Origin of the sequence: Marinobacter sp. 1-3A (assembly GCF_016597775.1) — a bacterium.
GTDB classification, from domain to species: Bacteria; Pseudomonadota; Gammaproteobacteria; order Pseudomonadales; family Oleiphilaceae; genus Marinobacter; species Marinobacter xiaoshiensis.
Genome location: NZ_VCGZ01000001.1, coordinates 79533 through 102800, shown reverse-complemented (window position 1 = coordinate 102800; position 23268 = coordinate 79533). Strand labels below are relative to the sequence as shown.

At 53.7% G+C, this 23268-nt stretch carries 21 protein-coding genes; 20 read left to right on the top strand and 1 reads right to left on the bottom strand.

Annotation, left to right across the window (positions count from 1 at the left end):
• Window positions 1–81 precede the first annotated feature (81 nt).
• The 7 genes from FE848_RS00490 to FE848_RS00460 all read left to right on the top strand — a co-directional run bounded on the left by FE848_RS00490 (window position 82) and on the right by FE848_RS00460 (window position 6890).
• Window positions 82–432, top strand: coding sequence for a PilZ domain-containing protein (locus FE848_RS00490; protein ID WP_200200787.1), 351 nt, complete (start codon window positions 82–84; stop codon window positions 430–432).
• A 14-nt stretch (window positions 433–446) separates the two neighbouring features.
• Entirely contained in the window at window positions 447–1391 is a 945-nt protein-coding gene (locus FE848_RS00485) for an alpha/beta fold hydrolase (protein WP_200200786.1), read from the top strand.
• Between the two features lie 4 nt (window positions 1392–1395).
• On the top strand, window positions 1396–2298 hold the full coding sequence (locus FE848_RS00480) for a DUF4892 domain-containing protein (protein WP_227714609.1): 903 nt from the start codon (window positions 1396–1398) through the stop codon (window positions 2296–2298).
• Between the two features lie 18 nt (window positions 2299–2316).
• Window positions 2317–3435: a patatin-like phospholipase family protein gene (locus tag FE848_RS00475; RefSeq protein ID WP_200200784.1), complete on the top strand. Its 1119-nt coding sequence runs from the start codon at window positions 2317–2319 to the stop codon at window positions 3433–3435.
• A 92-nt stretch (window positions 3436–3527) separates the two neighbouring features.
• A complete protein-coding gene (prmB, locus tag FE848_RS00470) occupies window positions 3528–4430 on the top strand; it encodes a 50S ribosomal protein L3 N(5)-glutamine methyltransferase (protein ID WP_200200783.1) in 903 nt (300 codons plus the stop codon).
• 37 nt (window positions 4431–4467) lie between these two features.
• Entirely contained in the window at window positions 4468–5568 is a 1101-nt protein-coding gene (aroC, locus tag FE848_RS00465) for a chorismate synthase (RefSeq protein ID WP_200200782.1), read from the top strand.
• A gap of 152 nt (window positions 5569–5720) precedes the next feature.
• Entirely contained in the window at window positions 5721–6890 is a 1170-nt protein-coding gene (locus FE848_RS00460) for an MFS transporter (protein WP_320159489.1), read from the top strand.
• Here the strand turns inward: FE848_RS00460 and FE848_RS00455 are convergent.
• A complete protein-coding gene (locus FE848_RS00455) occupies window positions 6878–7756 on the bottom strand; it encodes a LysR family transcriptional regulator (RefSeq protein ID WP_200200781.1) in 879 nt (292 codons plus the stop codon). The genes FE848_RS00460 and FE848_RS00455 overlap by 13 nt on opposite strands.
• A gap of 177 nt (window positions 7757–7933) precedes the next feature.
• Between FE848_RS00455 and leuC the strand changes: the two genes are divergently transcribed.
• The 13 genes from leuC (at window position 7934) to FE848_RS00390 (ending at window position 23243) form a co-directional block, all read left to right on the top strand.
• Window positions 7934–9352, top strand: coding sequence for a 3-isopropylmalate dehydratase large subunit (gene leuC, locus FE848_RS00450; protein ID WP_200200780.1), 1419 nt, complete (start codon window positions 7934–7936; stop codon window positions 9350–9352).
• Window positions 9353–9373: 21 nt separating this feature from the next.
• Window positions 9374–10021: a 3-isopropylmalate dehydratase small subunit gene (gene leuD / locus FE848_RS00445; RefSeq protein WP_200200779.1), complete on the top strand. Its 648-nt coding sequence runs from the start codon at window positions 9374–9376 to the stop codon at window positions 10019–10021.
• Between the two features lie 125 nt (window positions 10022–10146).
• Window positions 10147–11220, top strand: a complete 1074-nt coding sequence (gene leuB, locus FE848_RS00440) for a 3-isopropylmalate dehydrogenase (RefSeq protein ID WP_200200778.1) — start codon at window positions 10147–10149, stop codon at window positions 11218–11220.
• A 112-nt stretch (window positions 11221–11332) separates the two neighbouring features.
• Window positions 11333–12448, top strand: coding sequence for an aspartate-semialdehyde dehydrogenase (gene asd, locus FE848_RS00435; RefSeq protein ID WP_200200777.1), 1116 nt, complete (start codon window positions 11333–11335; stop codon window positions 12446–12448).
• 311 nt (window positions 12449–12759) lie between these two features.
• The gene (locus tag FE848_RS00430; protein ID WP_200200776.1) at window positions 12760–15873 is read left to right on the top strand and encodes a FimV/HubP family polar landmark protein; all 3114 of its coding nucleotides are present in this window, start codon (window positions 12760–12762) and stop codon (window positions 15871–15873) included.
• A 106-nt stretch (window positions 15874–15979) separates the two neighbouring features.
• Window positions 15980–16891 carry a tRNA pseudouridine(38-40) synthase TruA gene (gene truA / locus FE848_RS00425; RefSeq protein WP_200200775.1) on the top strand — a complete coding sequence of 304 codons (912 nt, stop codon included), beginning with the start codon at window positions 15980–15982 and terminating at the stop codon, window positions 16889–16891.
• Window positions 16888–17517 carry a phosphoribosylanthranilate isomerase gene (locus FE848_RS00420; protein ID WP_200200774.1) on the top strand — a complete coding sequence of 210 codons (630 nt, stop codon included), beginning with the start codon at window positions 16888–16890 and terminating at the stop codon, window positions 17515–17517. The genes truA and FE848_RS00420 overlap by 4 nt, the downstream gene beginning before the upstream one ends.
• Before the next feature lie 4 nt (window positions 17518–17521).
• Window positions 17522–18718, top strand: a complete 1197-nt coding sequence (gene trpB / locus FE848_RS00415; RefSeq protein WP_200201278.1) for a tryptophan synthase subunit beta — start codon at window positions 17522–17524, stop codon at window positions 18716–18718.
• 31 nt (window positions 18719–18749) lie between these two features.
• Window positions 18750–19562, top strand: a complete 813-nt coding sequence (gene trpA / locus FE848_RS00410) for a tryptophan synthase subunit alpha (RefSeq protein ID WP_200200773.1) — start codon at window positions 18750–18752, stop codon at window positions 19560–19562.
• 52 nt (window positions 19563–19614) lie between these two features.
• A complete protein-coding gene (gene accD / locus FE848_RS00405) occupies window positions 19615–20541 on the top strand; it encodes an acetyl-CoA carboxylase, carboxyltransferase subunit beta (protein ID WP_200200772.1) in 927 nt (308 codons plus the stop codon).
• The gene (locus FE848_RS00400) at window positions 20525–21826 is read left to right on the top strand and encodes a bifunctional folylpolyglutamate synthase/dihydrofolate synthase (RefSeq protein ID WP_200200771.1); all 1302 of its coding nucleotides are present in this window, start codon (window positions 20525–20527) and stop codon (window positions 21824–21826) included. The genes accD and FE848_RS00400 overlap by 17 nt, the downstream gene beginning before the upstream one ends.
• 111 nt (window positions 21827–21937) lie before the next feature.
• A complete protein-coding gene (locus FE848_RS00395) occupies window positions 21938–22615 on the top strand; it encodes an SPOR domain-containing protein (protein WP_200201277.1) in 678 nt (225 codons plus the stop codon).
• Between the two features lie 91 nt (window positions 22616–22706).
• On the top strand, window positions 22707–23243 hold the full coding sequence (locus tag FE848_RS00390) for a CvpA family protein (protein WP_200200770.1): 537 nt from the start codon (window positions 22707–22709) through the stop codon (window positions 23241–23243).
• The last annotated feature ends 25 nt before the right edge of the window (window positions 23244–23268 follow it).

The window sequence follows — 23268 nt, the reverse complement described above, 5'->3', positions numbered from 1 at the left end:
TCGCAAGAACTCCTGCTATCATCGGGAGTTATAAAGGGTTTTTGTTTAACCTAAAATAACCAATTTCAGAAGGTGTCAGATATGGGGCCCGGATTCGGTGCGCGCAGCGGCATTCTTACCCTGACGATCAAGGATAAAGCGGTTTTGTACGCCGCCTATATGCCATACATTCGCCAGGGCGGTCTGTTTATACCTACGCAAAAGCAATACCAGCTTGGCGACGAAGTATTTTTGTTGCTGAACCTGATGGATGAGCCAGAAAAACTTCCGGTTGCAGGCAAGGTTATCTGGATTACACCCAAGGGTGCGCAGGGTAACCGGGCGGCTGGTATTGGCGTACAGTTCAACGGTGATGATGAAAGCGCAAAAACCAAGATTGAATCCTATCTTGCCGGTTCTCTGAGCTCTGATCGCCCAACACATACAATGTGAGGGGCATTAAACAAATGAACGATCTTGCCCTATCGCCCGATATTCAGGGCAGCGGTGCAGTGGTACGCGAGATGCTGTGGCCGTTGCAGTACATCACGCTCACGGGCCTGAGCTGGCCCGCTGAGGGCTCTCCAGAGTTCCATGAAGGCTCTGAGCCCGCGGCCCCGCCCGTTATAATGCTTCACGGCTGGCTGGATAACAGCCTGACGTTCTCCCGAATAGCGCCAGAGTTGGCGAAGGGGGCGGCATTGTTCGCAGTGGATATGGCGGGCCATGGGCGATCTGGTCACCGCCCACCGGGGCAGAGTTACCAGTTGATGGATTACGTAGCGGATCTTGCCGAGTTGATCGAAACGCACTTTTGCGGTGAAGGTCAGGCTGGGCAAATCGACATTGTCGGGCATTCATTGGGCGGCATTGTGGGTGCCCTCTATGCAGCAGCGTTTCCGGACAGGGTGCGCAAGCTGGTGATGATCGACAGCCTCGGCGCACTGAGTCATCCGGCCAGCGAAACGATTCCACAGTTGCGCAAAGCCATTAAAAAGCGAATCGCCGGCTCTGGCCGCCCTGTGGTTTATCCGGATATGGTTGCTGCTGCCAAAGTTCGTGAGGGCGGGTTTAGCCCCCTGAGCCATGAAGCGGCGCTGGCTCTGGTTTCCCGAAATGTAAAACCCGAGGGTGAAGGATACGGGTGGTGCACAGATGCCCGTTTACGGCACCCGTCTCCATTGATGATGACTGAGGAGCAGGTTTTGGCTTCTCTCAAAGCAGTTAGAGCGCCAACGCTGTTTGTGAGGGCTCGTGAAGGGCTGCTGGCGAAACGTAAAGGGCTTGATAGCCGTGCGGACGCAATATCAGATTTGAAAACGATTGATGTGCCTGGTGGGCATCATTGTCATCTTGATGGGGATACCCGCCCGGTTGCCGATGCTGTCAGACATTTTCTCGAGAATGAGTGATACCTTGCCAAAGAATCTTGTATTTAGCTTGTTGGTTTCTGCTTTGCTTTCGGCAGGCTCCAGCTTCGCCACTGCTGCGACCCCTGAGACCGCGCCGCAGCCCTTTGCCCAGTCAGCACTGGAAGTGACTACCCGTATCGAGTCTAGCGGTCACCTTGTGCTGTTCAGCCCTGTGCGCGAAGTTAACAACGAGATTCGCTCCGAAACCATGGCCCGATTGCCGGTTTCCGGGGAAGGACGCCTTTACCAGATTTCCCGGGATGCAAATCGCCGGGAAGCACTGGAACACTATCTTGGCCAGCTCAACCAGCGCGGTGCACAGATCCTGTTCGAGTGTTCGGGCATCCGTTGTGGTCGCAGTAATGTGTGGGCAAACCAGATTTTCAATCAGCCGGTTCTTTATGGCCGTGATGGCACTCAGGATTACTTGGTGGCAGGTGTGGTGGCCGACGATGGCACCCGCTGGTTGACCTCTGTTTACACGGTTACCCGGGGCAACCTCAGGGAATATGTATGGGTTGAACACCTGAAGGTTGCCACTGGGGCCGTTGTCCCTGGGCTTGGGTCGGCTACCAGCAGGGTTGAAGGGCCAGTGGTAGTACCCTGGCAGGGTGGCGTTACCTACCGCTTTGACTGGCAGGCTACGGATCGCCGCAAGGTCAGTGAGCTTGCACGCGCTGAGGGCGCCAAAGTGGTACTTGTAGGTTACTCCGCGCTAGGAGATGGGGAATCGTTCAGTGCTTCCATGGAGCGCGCTCGCAGAGCGGTTGAGTCCCTTTCCGAAGTTCTGGCTAAAACCGGAGTATCGAGGCAGCAGCAGGAGTTGGTTATTGTTGGGCCGTCCGTAGTGGTGACAGATCCGGCACGTCAGGGTGATCGGGTTGAAGTAATGGTTATAACGCGCTAAATGGAATGAGGTAGTAACGTGCCGGATAACCCTGTAGCCAAGGTTCCTGAAAACTCAGAAAACAAAGTCCCGGAGCGCAAACGCCAAACGGTTGCTCTCACGCTTGGTAGTGGTGGTGCCCGCGGTTATGCCCATATTGGTGCTATCGAAATTCTGGCAGAGCGCGGCTACAACATTGTGGCAATCTCCGGCTGTTCTATGGGTGCCCTTGTAGGCGGAATGTACGCTGCCGGCAAGATGCAGGACTATAAAGACTGGGTAACCGGGCTGGGCCAGTTTGATGTGCTCAAGTTGCTCGATTTGACCTTCAATGCTGTTGGTGCGATTCGGGGTGAAAAGATTTTTTCAATTGTCCGCGAAATGCTGGGCGACACCCGTATCGAAAACCTGCCGCTGCACTATACGGCTGTCGCCACTGATTTGCTGGCACATAAGGAAATCTGGTTTCAGGAGGGGCCGTTGGACAGGGCAATCCGGGCGTCCGTTGCCATTCCTAGTGTAGTTACCCCTCTGGTTCTTGACGGCCGTGTATTGGTTGATGGTGCGTTGCTTAATCCGCTACCCATCATGCCGACTATTTCTGCCCATGCAGATCTGGTTGTGGCCGTGAATCTCAGTGGGGAAAATGACCGGCGCCAGCGTATTCCCGATACTGCTTTTAGCGGGTACCAAAGTGAATCCGAGGATGATGGCCCGGATGCGCTGATGGATACGTTCCGAGATAAGGCCTCCCGTTGGCTTGACTGGAACTCGCTAAGATCCCTCGGTGTTGGGAGGGCGAGCGCAGGCGAAGATGAAAGCCCGGAAGAAAAAATTCACAAGCAAGTTGAAAAAGAACGCAGCAAGAAGAGCGAAAAAAAGTACCAGGAAGAGCATGAAACGATCAACTGGGACAAGCTGGGTATCGGCAAGTTTGATGTGATGAACCTGACGATCGAAACCATGCAAAGTGCTTTGGTGCAGTACAAGCTTGCGGGTTATCCGCCTGATTTATTAGTGAATGTTCCCAAAAATGCCTGCCGGACATACGACTTTCATAAAGCGCCTGAGTTGATTCAGCTTGGGCGCGAATGCATGGCTGCCGCTTTGGACCGATTTGAGGAAAACCGGAACAGTTCTGGGCCGCTATCAGTTTGAGCCAATGAGGCCAGGGCAATACCATGGCTGCAGTCGAGCATTTAAACAGCGTATAATCCGCGCTGAATCTGACCTGACAGGAAACAGCGTTTGTGACCAGCCCGATTGAAGACCTCCACACCGTTCGCGATTACCTTCGCTACGCCTCATCGCAATTCGCTGCAGCGCCGGTGTTTTTCGGCCATGGCACAGACAATGTGTGGGATGAAGCCGTGCAACTGGTAATGCGCAGCCTTTACCTTCCGCTGGAAAACAACACGCTGTTTCTGGATGCGCGGCTGACCCGGGATGAGCGCCAGCTTGTGCTTGAACGTATTCGGCGCCGCATTGATGATCGGGTTCCCTTGGCTTACCTTCTGGGCGAAGCCTGGTTTATGGGGATGCCATTTCATGTGGATGAGCGTGTGTTGGTTCCGCGCTCTCCCATTGGGGAGTTGATTGAAAACGGGTTCCAGCCCTGGTTAGGAGACAAACCTGTTGAGCGGATTCTTGATCTTTGTACTGGCAGCGGTTGTATTGGCATAGGTGCAGCAACAGTATTCGAAGACGCTGATGTAGATTTGTCTGATATATCGCCAGATGCTTTGGCAGTTGCCGAATCCAATATAGAGTTTCATGAACTTGAAGGCAGAGTGCGCACTGTACAGTCGGATGTGTTCGCAAATATAAGCGGGCGGTACGATATTATTGTGAGCAACCCGCCTTATGTTGATGCAGAAGATATGGGCGACATGCCCGATGAATTTCACCATGAGCCCGTATTGGGGCTGGCTGCCGGTGATGATGGGCTGGATATTGCGCACCGGATTATCGCCGGGGCAGCAGAGCATCTTACGCCCGGCGGTTTGCTGATCGTCGAAGTGGGGAATAGCTGGGTGGCTCTGGATGAGGCTTATCCGGAACTCCCGTTTACCTGGCTGGAATTCGGCAATGGCGGCGATGGTGTTTTTGCCATTACTGAGCAAGACCTTCGCCAGTGGCAAAGCAAACATTAAACCATATTATTCAAATACCCTTACAAGATATTGAATTATGTCAGGAAATACTTTCGGAAAACTCTTTACCGTTACTACCTTCGGTGAAAGCCATGGGGCCGCACTGGGCTGTATTATCGATGGTTGCCCTCCTGGGCTGGAACTGTCGGAAGCTGATATGCAGGCAGATCTGGATCGGCGTAAGCCCGGTACTTCCCGACATACAACCCAGCGCCGTGAGGCTGATGAGGTTCGTATTCTGTCTGGCGTGTTTGAGGGTAAAACCACGGGTACACCCATTGGGCTGATTATTGAGAATACCGATCAGCGCTCGAAAGACTACTCCAAGATTTCTGAGCAGTTCCGCCCGGCACACGCTGATTACACCTATGCTCACAAATACGGCATTCGGGATTATCGTGGTGGTGGCCGTTCTTCAGCCCGTGAAACCGCGATGCGAGTTGCAGCTGGTGCTGTGGCCCGGAAGTTTTTGCAGGAGCGGTTGGGCATCCGAATTCGCGGGTACTTGTCTGAGCTTGGGCCGGTTCGTGCGGAGAAGCTTGATTGGGATCAGGTTCATCAGAACCCGTTTTTTTGTCCCGATGTCGATAAGGTGCCGGAGATGGAAGCCTATATGGATGCCCTTCGTAAGGAAGGGGATTCCATTGGCGCGCGAATTAATGTTGTGGCCGAGGGTGTGCCCCCGGGGCTGGGTGAGCCGATATTTGATCGTTTGGATGCGGATTTGGCCCATGCGCTGATGAGTATCAATGCGGTAAAGGGTGTGGAGATCGGCGCGGGCTTTGGGTGTATCGCTCAAAAGGGTACAGAGCACCGTGATGAGATGACGCCTGAGGGCTTTTTGTCGAACCATGCTGGTGGCGTACTGGGGGGCATTTCTTCCGGGCAGCCGATTTTGGCGAGCATTGCGCTGAAGCCCACATCGAGTTTGCGTTTGCCGGGCCGCAGTATTGATGTGCATGGCAATCCGGTAGAGGTTATTACTACTGGGCGGCACGATCCTTGTGTGGGTATTCGCGCTACGCCGATTGCGGAGGCGATGATGGCCATTGTGTTGATGGATCATTACTTGCGTCATCGTGGTCAGAATGCTGATGTTGCTGTTGCTGTTGAAACGCCGGTTATTGGGCAGCTTTAAGCCTGCTAACTTGAGTGCCGATCCAGCCAGGTGAAACTATTCAAAAAACGCCCGTAAATACATCCATGTAGGGCTTCGTCGCGCCGTCCTTGGCGCTCCAGATTTTTGAATAGCTTCACCTGACTGAATCACCGTAGTTCGGCGTTTTACCCGTGTTTCTGGGAGATACCGAAATCTACTGGCGCCTTTCTAACCTCTACTTCTGGTTTTTCGCCCTCTTGGGCGGGCTTTTGCCCTATTGGTCTTTGTACCTTCAGGAGCAGGGCTTTTCCTATCTTCAAATTGCCACCTTGATGGCGACCATTCAGCTCACAAAGATCGTAGCACCAAGCCTTTGGGGGCATCTGGGGGATAGGGCTGGCCAGAGGGTTCGGCTTGTTCGTCTCGGGGCGATTACCGGTTCGTTGTTTTTTGCGGGGGTGTTCCTGGAGCCCGGGTTTTACGGGCTGCTGCTGGTGATGCTGGCGTTTACGTTTTTCTGGAACGCTATTCTTCCGCTGTATGAGGTGATTACGCTTAGATCACTTGGAAAGCAGCGAGATAGATACGGCAAGGTTCGGCTTTGGGGCTCGGTGGGCTTTATTGGCGCTGTCGCCGGAGTCGGTCTGATTCTGGAGTGGGTGTCGATTCAATGGTTACCCTGGCTGCTTGTGCCGGTGTTTATCGGAATTGTGGTGTCGGTGTTTCTTTTGCCGGCAGAACAGGGGGAGCGGAAGCCTCCCGCGCCAAAGGGTAGTCTGCGGGCGATTGTGACGCATCCGGCGGTGGTTGCCTTTTTTCTGATGAATTTTCTTCTGCAGGTTTCCCATGGCGCCTATTACACGTTTTTCAGTATTCACCTTGAGCAACACGGGTACGGGAATCTTGCGATCGGCCTACTATGGTCGCTTGGGGTTATTTCGGAGATCGGGCTGTTTTTGGTGATGCACCGGCTAACCCGGCATTTCACAGTACGGCAGATTGTGATTGGTTCTCTGGTGCTTACGATGATTCGTTGGGCATTAATTGCCGAGCTAACGGATTTTCTCCCGGTGCTGCTGTTTGCTCAACTATTACATGCGGCTTCGTACGGCGCGCTTCATGCGGTTTCGGTGCAGTATGTTCAGGGATTTTTCGGCAAGCATCATCATGGGCAGGGCCAGGCGCTATACAGCGGGCTAACGTTCGGGGCGGGTGGAGCGCTGGGAGCCTGGCTCTCAGGCGTTCTGGTAGAAGGGTTCAGTACATCCGTCGCTTTTTGGGGTGGTGCTGTGGCCATGGCAATAGCCATAGCTATAACGGCGCGGGGACTGAGTGCTCCGCCGGAGCCTTATTCCGGGTGATCTTCCTCCTGTTGAACAATGGAAAGCAGTGCTTTGGCCGCGTTACCCGGATGCCTGTCGGTTAGTCCGATTCCTCCAAGAACCCGTGAAACCGGCTGCTTTACCTCCAGCACTTTCAAACTTTCGTCAACCATGCGCAGTGGTAATACGCTCCAGCCTAAGCCGACGCTGGTCATCATTTTCAGTGTTTCCAGGTAGTTTGTAGGCATTTGGGGGTGTAAAGGCAGGCTTTTTTCGAGAAACAACCGGCTCACTGCTCGATACGTTGAGGTGGATGTATCTGGAAGCAAGGCTGGGTGTGGTGCCAGGTCGGCGAGGGTTGGCTTTTTGACTGTTGCCAGGGGGTGGTCGGCGCCTGCAACGAACGCCATGGGATCTGGCCATTGGGCGAATACGTTGAAATTTGGCAGCATGCTGTCACTCAGAGTGACAAAGGCCAACTCGGCGTTGCGCTTACGCATTTGTTCGTATGCAGCATCGGATTCCATAAACTGCAGGTTTATGGTTACCTGCGGGTATTCACGCTTGAAACGTCTCAACCACTTGGGCAGGTGGTGTAAGCCTATATGGTGGCTGGCAATAATTTGTAGTTCGCCCTCAAGCAATTCTGAGTCGGGTGATAAGGCAACGCGGGCATTGTGAATTTCGTCGAGAATTTTTCGCGCATGGGGTAGAAGCCTGCTCCCGGTATCAGTCAGGCGGATTTGCCTGTGGGTGCGGTCGATCAGAGTTGTGCCTAGTTGGTTTTCCAAGGCAGCAAGGCGTTTGCTGATGGCTGGCTGCGTGAGGTGAAGTTGCTCAGCTGCCTCCGAAAATGAGCCTTGGTCGACGATGGTGAGGAAGGCTTTGAGTGCATTTGAATCCACGGTTGGTGCTCCACCGGTGTTTTTCGGTAAAGATTACATTATAGCCAAATGGAATGCGATGAATGCCAAACATGAATTGCGGTTATCCGAAGGTGAGCGGTATGATTACTTCAAGATTGGACATAAGTATCCAGGTATAGCACTAGAAACAGTACCTCCAGACAGTGAGAGAGAATCATGGCGGGTAAGACTTTATACGACAAATTGTGGGACGACCATTTGGTCAAGCAGCGGGAAGATGGTTCCGCGTTGATCTACATAGATCGGCAGTTGTTGCACGAGGTAACGTCACCCCAGGCGTTTGAAGGGCTGCGCTTGGCCAATCGCAAGCCTTGGCGTATCGACGCAAACCTGGCTACCCCTGACCACAACGTTCCGACTACGGACCGCGCAAAGGGCATTGAGGGTATTGTCGATCCGGTTTCCCGAATTCAGGTGGAAACCCTTGGCAAGAACTGCGATGAGTTCGGCATTCTTGAATTCAAGATCATGGATAAGCGCCAGGGCATTGTTCATGTGATTGGGCCCGAACAAGGCGCCACTTTGCCGGGCATGACTATTGTGTGTGGAGATTCCCATACCTCTACCCACGGTGCGTTTGGGTGTCTTGCCCACGGCATAGGCACATCCGAAGTTGAGCACGTGCTGGCTACCCAGTGCCTGGTTCAGCAGAAGATGAAGAATATGCTGGTGAAGGTAGACGGCAAGCTGGGTAAGGGCGTTACCGCCAAAGATGTGGTGCTGGCGATTATTGGTAAAATCGGCACCGCCGGTGGTACCGGCCACGCCATCGAATTTGGTGGTGAGGTGCTGCAGAACATGAGCATGGAAGGTCGAATGACCGTGTGCAATATGGCCATTGAAGCCGGTGCCCGGGTTGGCATGGTTGCCGTAGATGGCACCACGATCGACTATGTAAAAGGTCGTCCTTTTTCGCCCACGGGAGAAAACTGGGACGCCGCCGTAAAATACTGGCGCACGCTGCACAGCGATCTGGACGCGGTCTTTGACAAGGTGGTTGAGCTGGACGGTTCAGAGATCAAGCCTCAAGTAAGCTGGGGTACCTCGCCAGAGATGGTCGCAGATGTTACCGGTAATGTGCCGGACCCAGCCAAAGAAGAAGATCCTATCAAGCGCGAAGGCGTTGAGCGGGCCCTGAAATACATGGGTTTGCAGGCTAATCAGGCGATTACCGATATCAAGCTCGACAGGGTGTTTATTGGTTCCTGCACCAACAGCCGTATTGAAGACCTGCGAGAGGCTGCTGTGGTCGTTAAAGGGCGTAAGGTTGCTGATAGTCTCAAGCAGGCGATGGTGGTGCCGGGTTCCGGTCTGGTAAAAGCCCAGGCGGAAGAGGAAGGGCTGGATCGCATTTTCCTGGAAGCTGGCCTTGAATGGCGCGACCCGGGCTGTTCCATGTGTCTGGCCATGAACGCTGACAAATTGGGACAGGGCGAGCACTGTGCGTCCACATCCAACCGTAACTTTGAAGGCCGGCAAGGCTTTGGCGGGCGTACCCATTTGGTGAGCCCCGCGATGGCAGCAGCCGCTGCTATAGCGGGCCATTTTGTTGATGTTCGCGAACTGCTGAACTGAGCCACAGGAGAGAACTGAACCATGCGCGCATTTACGCAACACCAGGGCCTTGTGGCCCCCATGGACCGTTCCAATGTGGATACGGACATGATTATTCCCAAGCAGTTTCTGAAATCCATCAAGCGCACGGGCTTTGGCCCTAACCTGTTTGATGAGTTGCGCTATCTGGATGAAGGCAAACCGGATCAGGACAGCTCCCAGCGTCCGCTAAATCCGGATTTTGTGCTTAACCAGCCCCGTTACAAGGGCGCAAGTGTGTTGTTGGCTCGCAGTAACTTCGGTTGCGGATCGAGCCGTGAGCACGCCCCCTGGGCGCTTGATGATTATGGCTTTCGGGTTATTATCGCTCCAAGTTTCGCAGATATTTTCTACAACAACTGCTTTAAGAATGGTCTGTTGCCCATTGTTCTTGAAGAAAAAGTGGTAGATAAGTTGTTTGATGAGGCTGAGGTTCTGGAAGGCTATCAACTGACTGTGGATCTGGAAGCCAAAACCGTGATCACGCCATCGGGTGAATCTTTCAGTTTTGATGTTGATGATTTCCGTCGTCATTGCCTGTTGAATGGGCTGGATGATATTGGCGTGACTCTGGAAGATGCAGAGCTGATCAAGTCCTATGAAGATCAACGTCGCAAAACGGCGCCCTGGTTGTTTGGCGCAAGCCAGTAAACTGGGCTTCAGGTATTTTTCTGAAGAGCTGAAAAACGTAACAGTCCGGGCGCAAATTCCATACCCGGCAACTTTTAATGTGCCGGCCTGGTCGGGGCCGGCTTATCACGATATGGAAGCACATGATGTCCAGAACAGTACTTCTTCTGCCGGGTGACGGCATAGGCCCGGAAATTATTACCGAAGCAGAAAAGATCCTGCGTGCCATCAATGAAAAGTTTGACCTGAAACTTACGTTTGAGACAGGCCTTGTTGGTGGGGCTGCTCTGGACGAAGAAGATAATCCGTTACCGGATGAGACCCTGGAGAAGGCGCGCAAAGCAGATGCTATTTTGTTGGGTGCAGTTGGTGGGCCAAAGTGGGATGCGCTGCCCATGGCCAAGCGTCCCGAGAAAGGCCTGCTGGGTTTGCGTTCCAACCTGAAGCTGTTTGCCAATCTGCGGCCGGCTATTCTTTACCCACAGCTGGCTTCTGCATCTTCACTCAAGCCCGAGGTTGTTTCAGGCCTGGACATCATGATTGTTCGTGAGCTAACCGGTGGTATCTACTTCGGTCAGCCGCGTGGTGTGCGTCAGCTGGAGAGCGGTGAACGCCAAGGCTACAACACTTACGCCTACACCGAGACCGAGATTCGTCGTATTGGCCGGGTGGCATTTGAAGCTGCTCAGCAGCGGGGCAAGAAGCTGTGCTCGGTAGACAAAGCCAACGTGCTTGAGGTGACCGTGCTGTGGCGCGAAATCATGAACGAACTGAAAAGCGAATACCCGGATGTCGAGTTGTCCCATATGTACGTGGATAACGCGGCAATGCAGCTGGTTCGTGCGCCCAAGCAGTTCGATGTGATTGTGACTGGCAACATGTTTGGTGATATTCTTTCAGATGAAGCAGCCATGCTGACTGGCTCCATTGGCATGTTGCCATCGGCATCGCTGAATTCTGAAAAGCAGGGCATGTACGAGCCGTGCCACGGTTCTGCACCGGACATTGCCGGTAAAGGCATTGCCAATCCTTTGGCAACGATTATCAGTGCCGCAATGATGTTGCGGTACAGCCTTGATGAAGAGGCAGCAGCTGCGGCGATCGAAGCGGCTGTGAACAGGGTGCTGGACCAAGGGCTACGTACTGCCGACATAATGTCGGAAGGCGGTACCCGGGTATCAACCCGTGAAATGGGCGATGCGGTACTGGCCGCCCTGTAAATTACGACCATCCCCGACAGCAACACGATGCGGTTGCTGCGGGAACATTCATCCTGTCCCCGCCAGCGATATAGGCCGAGGGCGGGCATAAAGCGAGGTTCAAAGGTCGCACATGAAGCGAGTTGGACTTGTAGGTTGGCGCGGTATGGTGGGCTCTGTCCTCATGCAGCGCATGCGCGAAGAAAATGATTTTGCTGATATCGATCCGGTATTTTTCACCACCTCTCAAGCTGGTCAGCCAGCGCCGGATGTGGGCAAGGAAGGCGTGCCGCCCTTGCAGGATGCATTCGATATCGAAACCCTCAAAACTCTGGATGTGATTCTTACTTGTCAGGGTGGCGACTACACCGGTGCTGTCTATCAGAAACTGCGTGATGCAGGCTGGGAAGGCTACTGGATTGATGCTGCGTCTACGCTGCGCATGAAGGATCACTCTGTCATTGTTCTGGATCCCGTGAACCGCAACGTTATTGATGATGCGTTGAAGCTGGGTGTGAAGGATTACATTGGCGGTAACTGCACTGTAAGCCTGATGATGCTCGCCCTCGGCGGGCTGCTCGAACAGGATCTGATTGAGTGGGCTTCACCCATGACGTACCAGGCTGCTTCTGGCTCTGGCGCCCAGAACATGCGTGAGTTGCTCAACCAGATGGGCGAACTTAACCGCAGTGTGAGTGATGAGCTCGCCAGCCCGTCCTCAGCAATTCTGGACATTGATCGCAAGATCACTGAGGCCATGCGTTCAGATGCGTTTCCAATCGAGCATTTTCAGGTGCCTCTGGCTGGCAGCCTGATACCGTTTATCGACAAACAGCTTGATAACGGCATGAGCAAGGAAGAGTGGAAGGCAGGGGTGGAGACCAATAAAATTCTTGGTCGGACAGACAACCCGATTCCTATTGATGGCATTTGCGTGCGGATTGGAGCCATGCGCTCCCACAGCCAGGCGCTAACCATCAAACTCAAGAAAGATCTGTCGGTTTCAGAAATTGAGTCAATTCTGGCGAAGGCTAACGACTGGGTTAAAGTGATTCCCAACGAGCGCGATGCAAGCGTTACGGAACTGACACCTGCGAAGGTGACCGGCACTCTGAGCATACCCATTGGTCGAATTCGTAAATTAGCCATGGGGCCGGAGTATATTTCTGCGTTTACAGTAGGCGATCAACTGTTGTGGGGTGCCGCTGAGCCCTTGCGCCGCATGTTGCGAATCCTTCAGGAACGTTAAGAATTGTTACACAGAGGCAATAAATGCCAACTGTGTCCGGTTTCAGAAAGCCGGTTACGGGGCGGAGGCTGATTTCAGGCTCCGCCCCTGTTATTTTCAGGGCTAGTAGGGAGTTCCGTGCAACTGATAAATAATTGGTGCAAGGATTGCGGCTGATTGATTGATAAAAGAGGTTTTATCAACAATACTTGCCGGACTAAGAGTTGAAAACGCGACATATTAATCCAGAATTATCCAGACGGAAGTCACCCTATCTCGTCCGGTTCTGTTTAAAAACAGTCGCGGATAACGGAGACTTGAAAGGAAAAAGCATGAAGGTACGCAAGCTTGCGGTTGCACTGGCGTTGGCGGGAGGGCTCGGATCCGGCGTCGCTCAAGCCCTGGGGCTGGGTGAAATTGAACTTCAGTCCTATCTGAATGAGCCGATGGACGCGGAAATTGTTCTGCCACAAAGCCGGGGAGTTGATCCCGGTGATGTGTTTGTGAACGTCGCTCCAGAAAGGGCATATCAGAGATTGGGTCTGCAACGGAGCCAGTTTGTTGGCAAGCTCCGTTTTAATGTAACTACGAGCCCCGATGGCAGTCTGGTGGTGAATGTATCCTCCCGGGAGCCGTTGAGAGAGCCGTACCTCAATTTCCTGCTGGAACTGACCTGGCCTAATGGCCGGATCATGCGTGAATACGCAGTTCTTGTAGACCCTCCGGTTTTTGCGGAAGATTCAGGCATTGCAGAGCCTGTGCGAGCACCTTCTGCACAATCCCGTCCTGCTACTGCAGATCGCAGTGCTGAGTCAGTTCGACGTCAAACAAGGGTAGAGCAGTCGCGAAGCAGCGGATATGGTTCAGATACCTTCGGGCCTACAGGCCCCGCTGATACGCTTTGGACTATCGCATCTGCTGTTCGCCCTGATAACAGCCTGTCCATGCAGCAGGTAATGCTGGCGCTGCAGGATCTGAATCCTGACGCGTTTATTGGCAACAACATTAACCGGCTCAAGCGCGGTCAGGTTTTGCGTGTTCCAACGGCAGATCAAATCCGTAATCGCAGCCGTGCCGAGGCAACCCGTGCGGTAGCCCGGCAAAATCAGGAATTCCAGCAACCCAAACGCACGGTAGATGCCACACCTGCCCAGCAAACCGCTGCGAGCAGTGCAGGAGCAGTGCAGGCCGGTGGCGACGAACTTAAACTGCTGGTTGCCGATGATGAAGGCGGTCGTACTCAGGCTGAAGGTGGTTCAGCCGGCGGTGATGGACAGCTGTCTGGTGGTGTAGATAGCGGTTCAGCCATAGTGATGGAGCAGCTTGAAAGCGCGCGCCGTGAGAACGATGAGCTCAATAGCCGCGTTGATGATCTTCAAGACCAGGTGCAAACTCTGCAGCGCTTGCTTGAACTTAAAAACACTCAGCTAGCGGAAATGCAACAAGGTGCAGCCGCTGGCGCTGCCACTGCTACAGTCGATGCTGAAACAGCTCCTGCGGCAGACGCAACTGTTGATGAAACGGTTGCTAGCGAAGATGACGCTGTATCTGAGCAGGGCGAAACAGTCGCAGGCATGACTGAGGCTGAGCCTACAGGTGAGCTTGGTGAAGAGCAGGCAGCAGCTGAAACTGATCCTGCCGGTATGGAGGTGGCGGTTGATCAGGAAGAGTCTGCAGGTGAAGCGGATTCTACCGGCGTAACTGCTGAACCCGAGCCGACCGGGGAAACGGCCGAAAGCGGTCTGGAAGCAGATGTGACCAGCAGTGATGCAGTGCCTGTCGCTGGTGAGCAGCCAGATATGACAGAACAGCCTGCAGCGCCAGACGCACCTGTGGCCAAAGCCCAGCCAAAACCTGCGCCCGCTGTTGAGAAGGGCTTTCCCGGCAATATTATCGATGCCATTACTGGCAATACGATGTACCAGATTGCCCTTGGTGGTGGCCTGATTCTGTTGCTACTTCTCCTTCTGCTTCTTGCCCGACGCAGTGCGAACAGAGAAAAAGCGTTTTACGAGCAGTTGAGCAGTGACCCTGAAGGTCCGGAAGATACCTTTGATCTGACCCTGGATGATGAAGAGTCTGTTCAGAGTGAAGTCACCAGTGATGCTCTGGAGGAGGCTGACACTTACGTAGCATACGGCCGCTACGATCAGGCAGCTCAGGTTCTGGAAGCTGCAATCTCCAAAGAACCAAGCCGCACAGACCTGCGTCTGAAACTTCTTGGTGTCTATGCCGACAACCGGGATCGTGAGTCTTTCGAGAAGCAGTTTGGTGAAATTCAGGCACTGGATGACGACGAGGCTCTTGCGCAGGCGAACGAACTTAGCGCTCGCCTCGAAGAAGCCGAGTCAATGCCGAGCATTGATGACCTGGAGTCCCAGCTTCGTTCCGACTCCTTCGGCGAAGAATTCGAGGCGCCTGCACCTCTGTCTGATGAGCTGTTGTCTGATAAGGCTGAGTCAACGCGCGAAGAGTCGGTTGAAAACGAATTCGGCGATTTTGACGCCGATCTGGCTGACTTTGATCTCGATTCGCTGGAAGATACAGAAAGTTCTGTGGATGCCAGCGCAGATGAAGAGGAATCAGCAGAAGGCGAAGAAAAGAAGGATTCTGATGCCCTGATCGAATACGACTTGTCGGGCCTTGAGTTGCCTAAAGCCGATGAAGAGGGGGCAGGCATTCAGGAGGAGAGTGACTTTTCTTCTCTGGAGATAGACCTGGATGATTCTGATGAGTCTCTCGAGGATACCCTTGGGGAGCTTGACGAACTGGGTGACTCCTCAGATCTGATGCTAGATGATGCCCTCGAATCCGACTTCAAGGTTGCGCCTGAGGCAGCCCCGAAGAATGAAGCAGAACCGGAAGCTGAGGTTGACGGCTTGGGTCTTGATTCATTGGATGAAAGCTTCCTTGACGAGTTGGATGCCGAGCTTGATAAGGTCGCCGGTGAAGAAGGCGAACTTGCCGACGGCGAGCTGGAAGAGTCTACGCTTGATGATCTTGAGCTGGATGTGTCCGATGAAGACCTGGCCTTGATGGAAGAGTTCTCTGACGCTGTCGAGAGCGATAACGTCAGTCTTGAAGACGATGAGCTCTCTCTTGATGATGAATTGTCACTGGATGACGAGCTTGGGCTGGAAGACACTCTTGAGTCGGAAGATGACGAAAGCCTTCTTGATGAAGAGCTGCCTATTGCTTCCGAAGAGGTGCAGGATGGTGTCGTAAAACCACCGCTTTCCGAGATTAATGAAGATGATCTTGGTGACGATGATGATTTCGACTTCCTCGCAGGAACTGATGAGGCCGCGACCAAACTTGATCTGGCAAGGGCTTACATTGAAATGGGCGACAGTGACGGAGCCCGTGACATTCTTGAAGAGGTTGCTCTTGAGGGTAACGACGAGCAGAAAGCTGAAGCACAGGACTTGCTTAAAAATCTGTCCTGATCCGTTATAATCGGATTATTGAGGCAGCAAGCGCCGGCCGCCGGGGAATCTCTCGGCAATCAGCCGGCGCTTTGTTTTTACAGCAACATACATATCGGATTCACACTTGTTTCTCTACCCTCAGGAACTCACAACGGACAATGCCATTGGTGGCGGGCGTGTTGCCTTGGCTTTTGAATACGATGGCCGAAAATTTCATGGCTGGCAGTTGCAAAAGTCCGGAGTTCGATCGGTTGAAGCTGAGCTTACAAAAGCCGTTTCCAGCGTGGCTGACCATCCCATAAATCTCGTATGTGCCGGCCGTACTGATACCGGGGTACATGCAAGCTATCAAATTGCCCATTTTGAAACGCACGCTGTTCGTAATCTCCGCTCTTGGGTTATGGGTATCAATACGGCATTGCCGTTCGATATTGCTGTGCACTGGGCAGGGAACACCAGTGAGGACTTCCACGCGCGCTTTTCCGCCGTGTACAGACGCTACCGCTACGTTATATACAACAGCCCGATACGCCCCGGAATTCAGCGCGGGCAAGTGAGCTGGACGTTTCGGGAACTGGACGCGGAGAGAATGCACGAAGCAGCCCAGTCGCTGGTGGGGGAGCATGATTTCTCCTCTTTCCGCGCTGCCGGTTGCCAATCTCGAACCCCTATTCGGTTTCTTGAACAGATAAAAGTAACCCGCAAAGCAAACTTCGTCGTAATTGATGTGCAGGCTAATGCTTTTCTCCACCACATGGTGCGGAATATTGCGGGGGCTCTAATGGCTGTAGGGTCCGGAAAGCAGTCCTTATCCTGGATTCATGGCATACTGGCTGCGAAGGATCGGACCCTGGCCGGAGTCACCGCGCCGCCTCACGGCTTGTATCTGGTTGATGTGGGGTATCCTGACAGTTTTGAAATACCACCTGCGGAATGTGGTCCGGGATTTGCCCGGCCCTGGTTTAGCGTGGTTGATAATTCCCCGGTTCAGCCAACGCACATTCATCCAAAGCAAAAGCCGGTGCAGATGCCATGAATACGCGAGTTAAAATTTGTGGGCTGACCCGAGCTGAGGACGTTGAGGCAGCAGTCGCCAAAGGAGCTGATGCAATTGGGTTCGTGTTTTACGAGCCGAGCCCCCGTTCCGTTACCATTGAGCAGGCGGAGGCCCTTGCCCATCACATCCCGGCATTCGTGTCGGTTGTCGGGCTGTTTGTGAATCCAGAGCGAGATTACGTCAACGAAGTTTTGAGGCGTATTCCTCTTGATTTGTTGCAGTTTCATGGCGATGAAACTGCGGGGTTTTGCGAACAGTTTGATCGTCGCTGGATCAAGGCTATAAGGGTTCAGCGGGCCGGGCAGATCGAACAGGCATTTGACGATTACAAGTTCGCCTCCGGGCTTTTGGTTGATGCCTGGGACCCTGATCGCTATGGGGGCACTGGCCACTCATTCAATTGGGACCTGATTCCGTCTGAGCGTGCTTTACCCCTCATATTGGCCGGTGGGTTGTCATCTGATAACGTGTCTGGCGCCGTAAAGAAGGTGAGGCCCTGGGCTGTTGATGTCAGTGGTGGTGTAGAGAAGAGCAAAGGCATCAAAGACGTCGAAAAAATCACCAAGTTTATTAGAGAGGTTCACCGTGTCTGTAATACTGACTGAAGAAATGCTGACGGCATTGCCGGATGCGCGAGGACACTTCGGCGCCTTTGGCGGACGATTCGTTTCCGAGACGCTGATGGATTCCCTGATGACGCTAGAGCGGGAATACTTGCGGCTCAAGAACGATCCTGAGTTTCAGGCCACGTTTGATAAAGATCTTGCAGATTATGTTGGCCGCCCCAGCCCTTTGTACTTTGCTGAGCGACTGACCCGGGAAACCGGTGGTGCCCAAATCTGGCTAAAGCGGGAAGACCTGAATCACACAGGCGCTCACAAGGTAAACAACACCATTGGCCAGGCCTTGCTCGCCAGCTTCCTTGGTAAAAAGCGGATCATCGCAGAAACCGGTGCCGGGCAACATGGCGTTGCTACAGCCACTGTTTGCGCCCGACTGGGCCTGGAATGCCATGTGTTCATGGGCGCAGACGACGTTCAACGTCAGTCACTGAACGTATACCGCATGAAGCTTCTCGGCGCACAGGTGCATGCCGTTCAGAGCGGCAGTCGTACACTTAAAGATGCAATGAACGATGCCATGCGCGATTGGGTTACCAATGTGGACGATACTTTCTACATTATCGGTACGGTAGCCGGGCCCCATCCTTACCCGTTGTTGGTACGCGATTTTCAATCGGTTATCGGGCGCGAAACCCGCCGTCAATCTCTTGAAAAAACGGGTAAATTGCCGGATGCTCTGGTTGCCTGTGTCGGTGGTGGCTCCAACGCGATTGGCATGTTCTACCCGTTCCTTACGGATGAATCTGTGCAGCTTTATGGCGTTGAAGCCGGCGGTCATGGCATTGAAACCGGTGAGCATGCTGCGCCTTTGTGTGCTGGTCGCCCTGGAGTACTCCACGGCAACCGCACCTACCTGATGGAAGACGATGACGGGCAGATCGCCAGCACCCATTCCGTCAGTGCCGGGCTGGATTACCCGGGAGTAGGGCCAGAGCATAGCTGGTTGAAGGATATCGGGCGGGCTAACTATGTGTCGGTAACCGATGATGAGGCGCTCGAAGCATTTCGTATGCTGACGCTCGTTGAGGGCATCATGCCAGCGCTGGAATCCGCTCACGCAGTCGCCTATGCGGTCAAGCTTGCAGCCACGATGGACAAAGACCAGATGGTGGTAATTAATGTCTCCGGTCGCGGCGACAAAGACATCCATACCGTCGCACAGCTGGATGGTATTGAACTGTGAATAGTGGTCTGATTAATCGACAGGAGCAGGCATGAGCCGAATTGAAGGGGTTCTCCAGACCCTCAAAGGACAGGGCCGTAAGGCACTTATTCCGTTTATTACCGCTGGTGATCCGCACCCCGACGAAACTGTGGGGTTGATGCACACTATGGTAGACGCTGGTGTCGATATCATCGAGCTGGGTGTGCCTTTTTCAGACCCGATGGCCGATGGGCCGGTGATTCAGCTGGCCTGCGAGCGCGCGCTAAAACACGGTACATCATTGCGTCGTGTGTTGGCGATGGTGAGCGAGTTCAGAAAAACCAATGACACTACTCCAGTGGTGCTGATGGGGTACCTCAATCCTATTGAAGCCATGGGCTATGAAGCTTTTGCAGATGCAGCGGTCGCGGCGGGTGTCGATGGCGTTCTGACTGTGGATTTACCCCCGGAAGAAGCGGACCAGGTTGCGCCTTTGTTCGCTGAGCGTGGGCTGGATCCGATTTTCCTGCTGGCGCCGACCACCACGGATGAGAGAATTCGTGCAATTGCCGATCACTCTTCAGGTTATGTGTACTATGTTTCATTTAATGGTGTGACCGGAGCTGCCAAAATAAACGTCGATGAAGTCGCCGCTAAAGTGGCCCATATCCATGAGTTGACGGCACTGCCGGTTGGTGTTGGCTTCGGTATTCGTGACGCTGAAACAGCTGCTGCCGTAGGAAGGGTATCCGATGGTGTAATTGTTGGCAGTGTATTGGTAGATACAATAGCCAGAAATCAAACAGATATCGACGCGCTTAAACGAGCACTGACAGATCTGCTCAACCCGATGCGTGAAGCACTGGATAGCCTGGCCTCCTGACCTGAAAGTTGGAAGGTGAGGGCAGACAGGAATCAAAGGACAGGATGAAACCATGAGTAACTGGCTGGACAAGATAATGCCGGGCAAAATTCGCTCGGAATCCAATCGCAGAACAGGTGTTCCTGAAGGGCTTTGGAAAAAATGTCCCAAATGTGGAGCCTTTCTCTACAAGCCGGAGCTGGAGAAAAACCTGGATGTTTGCCCCAAGTGCAATCATCACCTGAGGGTTGCTGCCCGTCGCCGTCTTGATATTTTTCTGGACCCGGAAGATCGCGAAGAAATTGGTGCAAACCTTGAGCCTTGGGATCGGTTGAAGTTCAAGGACACCAAGCGCTATAAAGATCGCCTCGTGCAAGCTCAAAAAGCCACGGGTGAGAAAGACGCCCTCGTTGCCATGAAAGGCAAAACACTGGGTGTTCCACTGGTTGCCTGCTCTTTTGAATTTGGTTTCATGGGCGGTTCTATGGGGCAGGTGGTGGGTGAGAAGTTCGTTCAGGCAGCCAATGTGGCGCTTGCCGAGCGGATTCCTCTGGTCTGCTTTTCTGCCAGCGGTGGGGCCCGGATGCAGGAAGCCATTCTTTCATTGATGCAGATGTCCAAAACAGCAGCTGTGTTGGAGCGCATGAAGCAGGAAGGCATACCGTATATTTCTGTGATGACGGATCCGGTTTTCGGTGGTGTATCTGCCAGTCTTGCGATGCTGGGCGACCTCAATATCGCCGAACCCAACGCGTTGATTGGTTTCGCGGGGCCTCGGGTTATTGAACAGACGGTTCGTGAAAAACTTCCCGAAGGCTTCCAGCGCAGTGAATTCCTGCTGGAGCACGGAGCGATAGACATGATTCTGCACCGTCACCAGATGCGTGAGCGAATTGCCCACGTACTGGCGAAGTTCACCGGGCAGGAACGCCCGGGTACCGACGAACCCATCGAATTTGAGATAACGGAAAAGCCAGACGCTGATGTTCCAGCCGAGTAAACCGAAATCCCAGCCCCCGAAAGCACCGGGGGCCGGGGCCTCCCTTGATAACTGGCTGTCCTGGCTGGAATCGATCCACCCCACCGAAATTGATCTTGGGCTCGACCGGGTACTTGTGGTGTTGCGCCGGCTTTTCCGCAGCAAGCCCAAGGCACGTGTAATTAGTGTTGCCGGAACCAACGGCAAGGGCAGCACGGTCGCAGCCCTGGAAGCACTGTTACAAGCCCACGGCCGGCGCACCGGTGCTTATACCTCACCGCATCTGCAGAATTACAACGAGCGTATCCGTGTTGATGGTGTGGACGTTGATGATGCGACTCTGATTTCAGCGTTTGAAAAGGTAGAGGCGGCCCGCGGTTCAGTAACACTGACGTACTTTGAATTCGGCACCCTTGCTGCATTTGTTGTTCTCAATGAGGCCGGTGTTCAGGACTGGATTCTTGAGGTGGGCCTCGGAGGGCGCCTCGATGCCGTTAATGTGATTGATCCGGATCTTGCGATTATTACTTCTGTGGATATTGACCATGTGGCGTTTCTTGGAGACAACCGGGAGGTTATCGGTTTCGAGAAGGCCGGTATTCTACGGCCCGGCATACCAGCAGTGCTTGCCGATGTTGACCCGCCGCGCTCAGTGATTCAGCAGGCAGTTGCTCAGAAAGTCGCACTCAAACGAGTAGGCGAGAACTACACAATTGATGAGGTTGCAGGTGGTAACGCTGGCCTGGACTTCATTCTGCATGTTCAGGAGCAGGATATTCGGTTGCCGGCTGGGCCTTTGCCTGTTCCTGGTGTGGCTGCTGCGGCTGTAGCAATGCTGACGCTTGAGCCAGGCATGGCGATCGGGTCACTTGAAGCTGCGCTGGCCAAGGTCACAGTGCCGGGTAGGTTCGAGCGTCTTGGGTACGAACCCGATCTATATGTTGATGTGGGCCACAATCCCCACGCCGCCCGTTGGCTTTCAGCAAGGTTGCAGGCTCTGAAAGGAGCAAGTCAAAAAGTGCATGCAGTATATGCAGCATTGGCAGATAAGGATGTGGAGGGTGTTGCGCACGCCATGGCCCCGATTGTTGACTGCTGGCACCTTGCGGGGCTTAAGGTGCCCAGAGGCCTGAGTTCGGAAACCCTGCAAGACAGGCTTGTGCCCTGTGAACTAAGCAGAGTTTGCGCACACGATTCTGTCGCCAGTGCTATCGCAGAGGCGCGGGTGGCGGCAGGCCCGAATGACATTATTATTGTTTTTGGTTCGTTTTTTACGGTCGCAGAGGCGCGTTCACTGCTTGTATGAGCAGTCGGGGGCCAGCCTTAAACTTTGTCCATAGCTTGCCGCAAGGCTTGGAGTTATGGATGGCGGGCAGTTAGTATGACTCTGGGAAAAATGAGCGAGGAGCCAAGAAACGTGGATGGACTGAAGCAAAGAATCATTGGGGCGCTGGTTCTTATTTCACTGGCTGTTATTTTTGTCCCTATGGTTTTCGATGAGCCCCACTCAAAGCGCACTTCCACCTCGATTAATATCCCCGAGGAACCGCCTTTCCCGGAAGTTGAAACACCGGTATCAGATTTGGCAGCGCCCCCCGCGTATCAACAAGATAGCGTGGAAAGTGCCAGCTCCGGCAATCAAGGCTTCAGAATTCTGGAAGATGATGCATCTGCTGCCCAGCCTGTACCGGATGCACGAGAAAAGCCCACCGCGGATGTGTCCAAACCTCCACCGGCAGAACCGTCTCAGCCCAAACCGGTTGCGTCTTCTGCTACGACCCGGCAGACCGCGCCAGATCCAAAAGCGCCTGAAACCAGCGCAGAGCAGGAAAGTGCAGAGTATACGCGCTCTCTGGAAGGAGCCTGGGTTGTTCAGTTGGGTAGCTTTGGGGATAGTGATAATGCCCGCCGTCTCCGCGATAACGTCCGCAAAGCGGGCTATAGCTCCCATCTTCAGGAAGTTGTTCGAGGTGATACCACGCTGACACGCGTTTTCAGTGGGCCTTTTGCTGAAAAATCCAAAGCAGAGGAAGCGAAGCGTGTCCTTGATGAAGCTTTCAAATTGGACAGCTTGGTCACTTCTGGCGACAAATAACGCTTTTGATCTGCTTTATGTCAATCAGGCGTTTTGGCGCACGGCGGTTTCCTGATAGAATTCGCGCTTCCTTTTCTCCACCGGGACTTCCATGGAAGCGCTGATCTGGATCGACTGGGTCATCATTGCCCTCATTACAGTTTCCACTCTCATCAGTTTGAAGCGGGGCTTCGTCAAGGAAGCCTTGTCTCTAGTGACGTGGGTGGGCGCGTTCATACTTGCCCGAACCTTCCATCCCCAGATGCAGGCGTTGCTCGAGAACACCGTAGAAACGCCGCTGGTGCGACTGATTGCAGCCTTTGCCATTCTCTTTTTCGGCACGCTTATCGTCGGCGCTATAATCAACAATATGATTGGCCATCTTGTCCGTGCCACAGGGCTCTCTGCCACCGACCGTGTTCTGGGTATGGGGTTTGGGCTGTTGCGCGGCATTGTTGTTGTGATTGTCGCGATAGCCTTCATTCGTTATACCCCTCTGGCCCAGGATACCTGGTGGAGGACATCCGTCATGATTGATCGATTGGGGGTGGTTGAAGACTGGTCCCGGCGAACATTCGGTGACGAGTTTGCGCGTTTTCTGGCACCAGAATCTCAAAAGGCCGTGGAACCCACGTCCGCATCCCGCTAACATTCAGAACTAACACCCGGAGATC

Bases quoted from the DNA above. Each gene is read 5' to 3' on its own strand.
- FE848_RS00490 (WP_200200787.1), top strand. From the start codon at position 82: ATGGGGCCCGGATTCGGTGCGCGCAGCGGCATTCTTACCCTGACGATC.
- FE848_RS00400 (WP_200200771.1), top strand. From the start codon at position 20,525: ATGTTCCAGCCGAGTAAACCGAAATCCCAGCCCCCGAAAGCACCGGGG.
- leuB (WP_200200778.1), top strand. From the start codon at position 10,147: ATGTCCAGAACAGTACTTCTTCTGCCGGGTGACGGCATAGGCCCGGAA.
- FE848_RS00430 (WP_200200776.1), top strand. From the start codon at position 12,760: ATGAAGGTACGCAAGCTTGCGGTTGCACTGGCGTTGGCGGGAGGGCTC.
- leuD (WP_200200779.1), top strand. From the start codon at position 9,374: ATGCGCGCATTTACGCAACACCAGGGCCTTGTGGCCCCCATGGACCGT.
- FE848_RS00420 (WP_200200774.1), top strand. From the start codon at position 16,888: ATGAATACGCGAGTTAAAATTTGTGGGCTGACCCGAGCTGAGGACGTT.
- asd (WP_200200777.1), top strand. From the start codon at position 11,333: ATGAAGCGAGTTGGACTTGTAGGTTGGCGCGGTATGGTGGGCTCTGTC.
- FE848_RS00390 (WP_200200770.1), top strand. From the start codon at position 22,707: ATGGAAGCGCTGATCTGGATCGACTGGGTCATCATTGCCCTCATTACA.
- accD (WP_200200772.1), top strand. From the start codon at position 19,615: ATGAGTAACTGGCTGGACAAGATAATGCCGGGCAAAATTCGCTCGGAA.
- trpB (WP_200201278.1), top strand. From the start codon at position 17,522: ATGCTGACGGCATTGCCGGATGCGCGAGGACACTTCGGCGCCTTTGGC.
- aroC (WP_200200782.1), top strand. From the start codon at position 4,468: ATGTCAGGAAATACTTTCGGAAAACTCTTTACCGTTACTACCTTCGGT.
- leuC (WP_200200780.1), top strand. From the start codon at position 7,934: ATGGCGGGTAAGACTTTATACGACAAATTGTGGGACGACCATTTGGTC.
- FE848_RS00485 (WP_200200786.1), top strand. From the start codon at position 447: ATGAACGATCTTGCCCTATCGCCCGATATTCAGGGCAGCGGTGCAGTG.
- trpA (WP_200200773.1), top strand. From the start codon at position 18,750: ATGAGCCGAATTGAAGGGGTTCTCCAGACCCTCAAAGGACAGGGCCGT.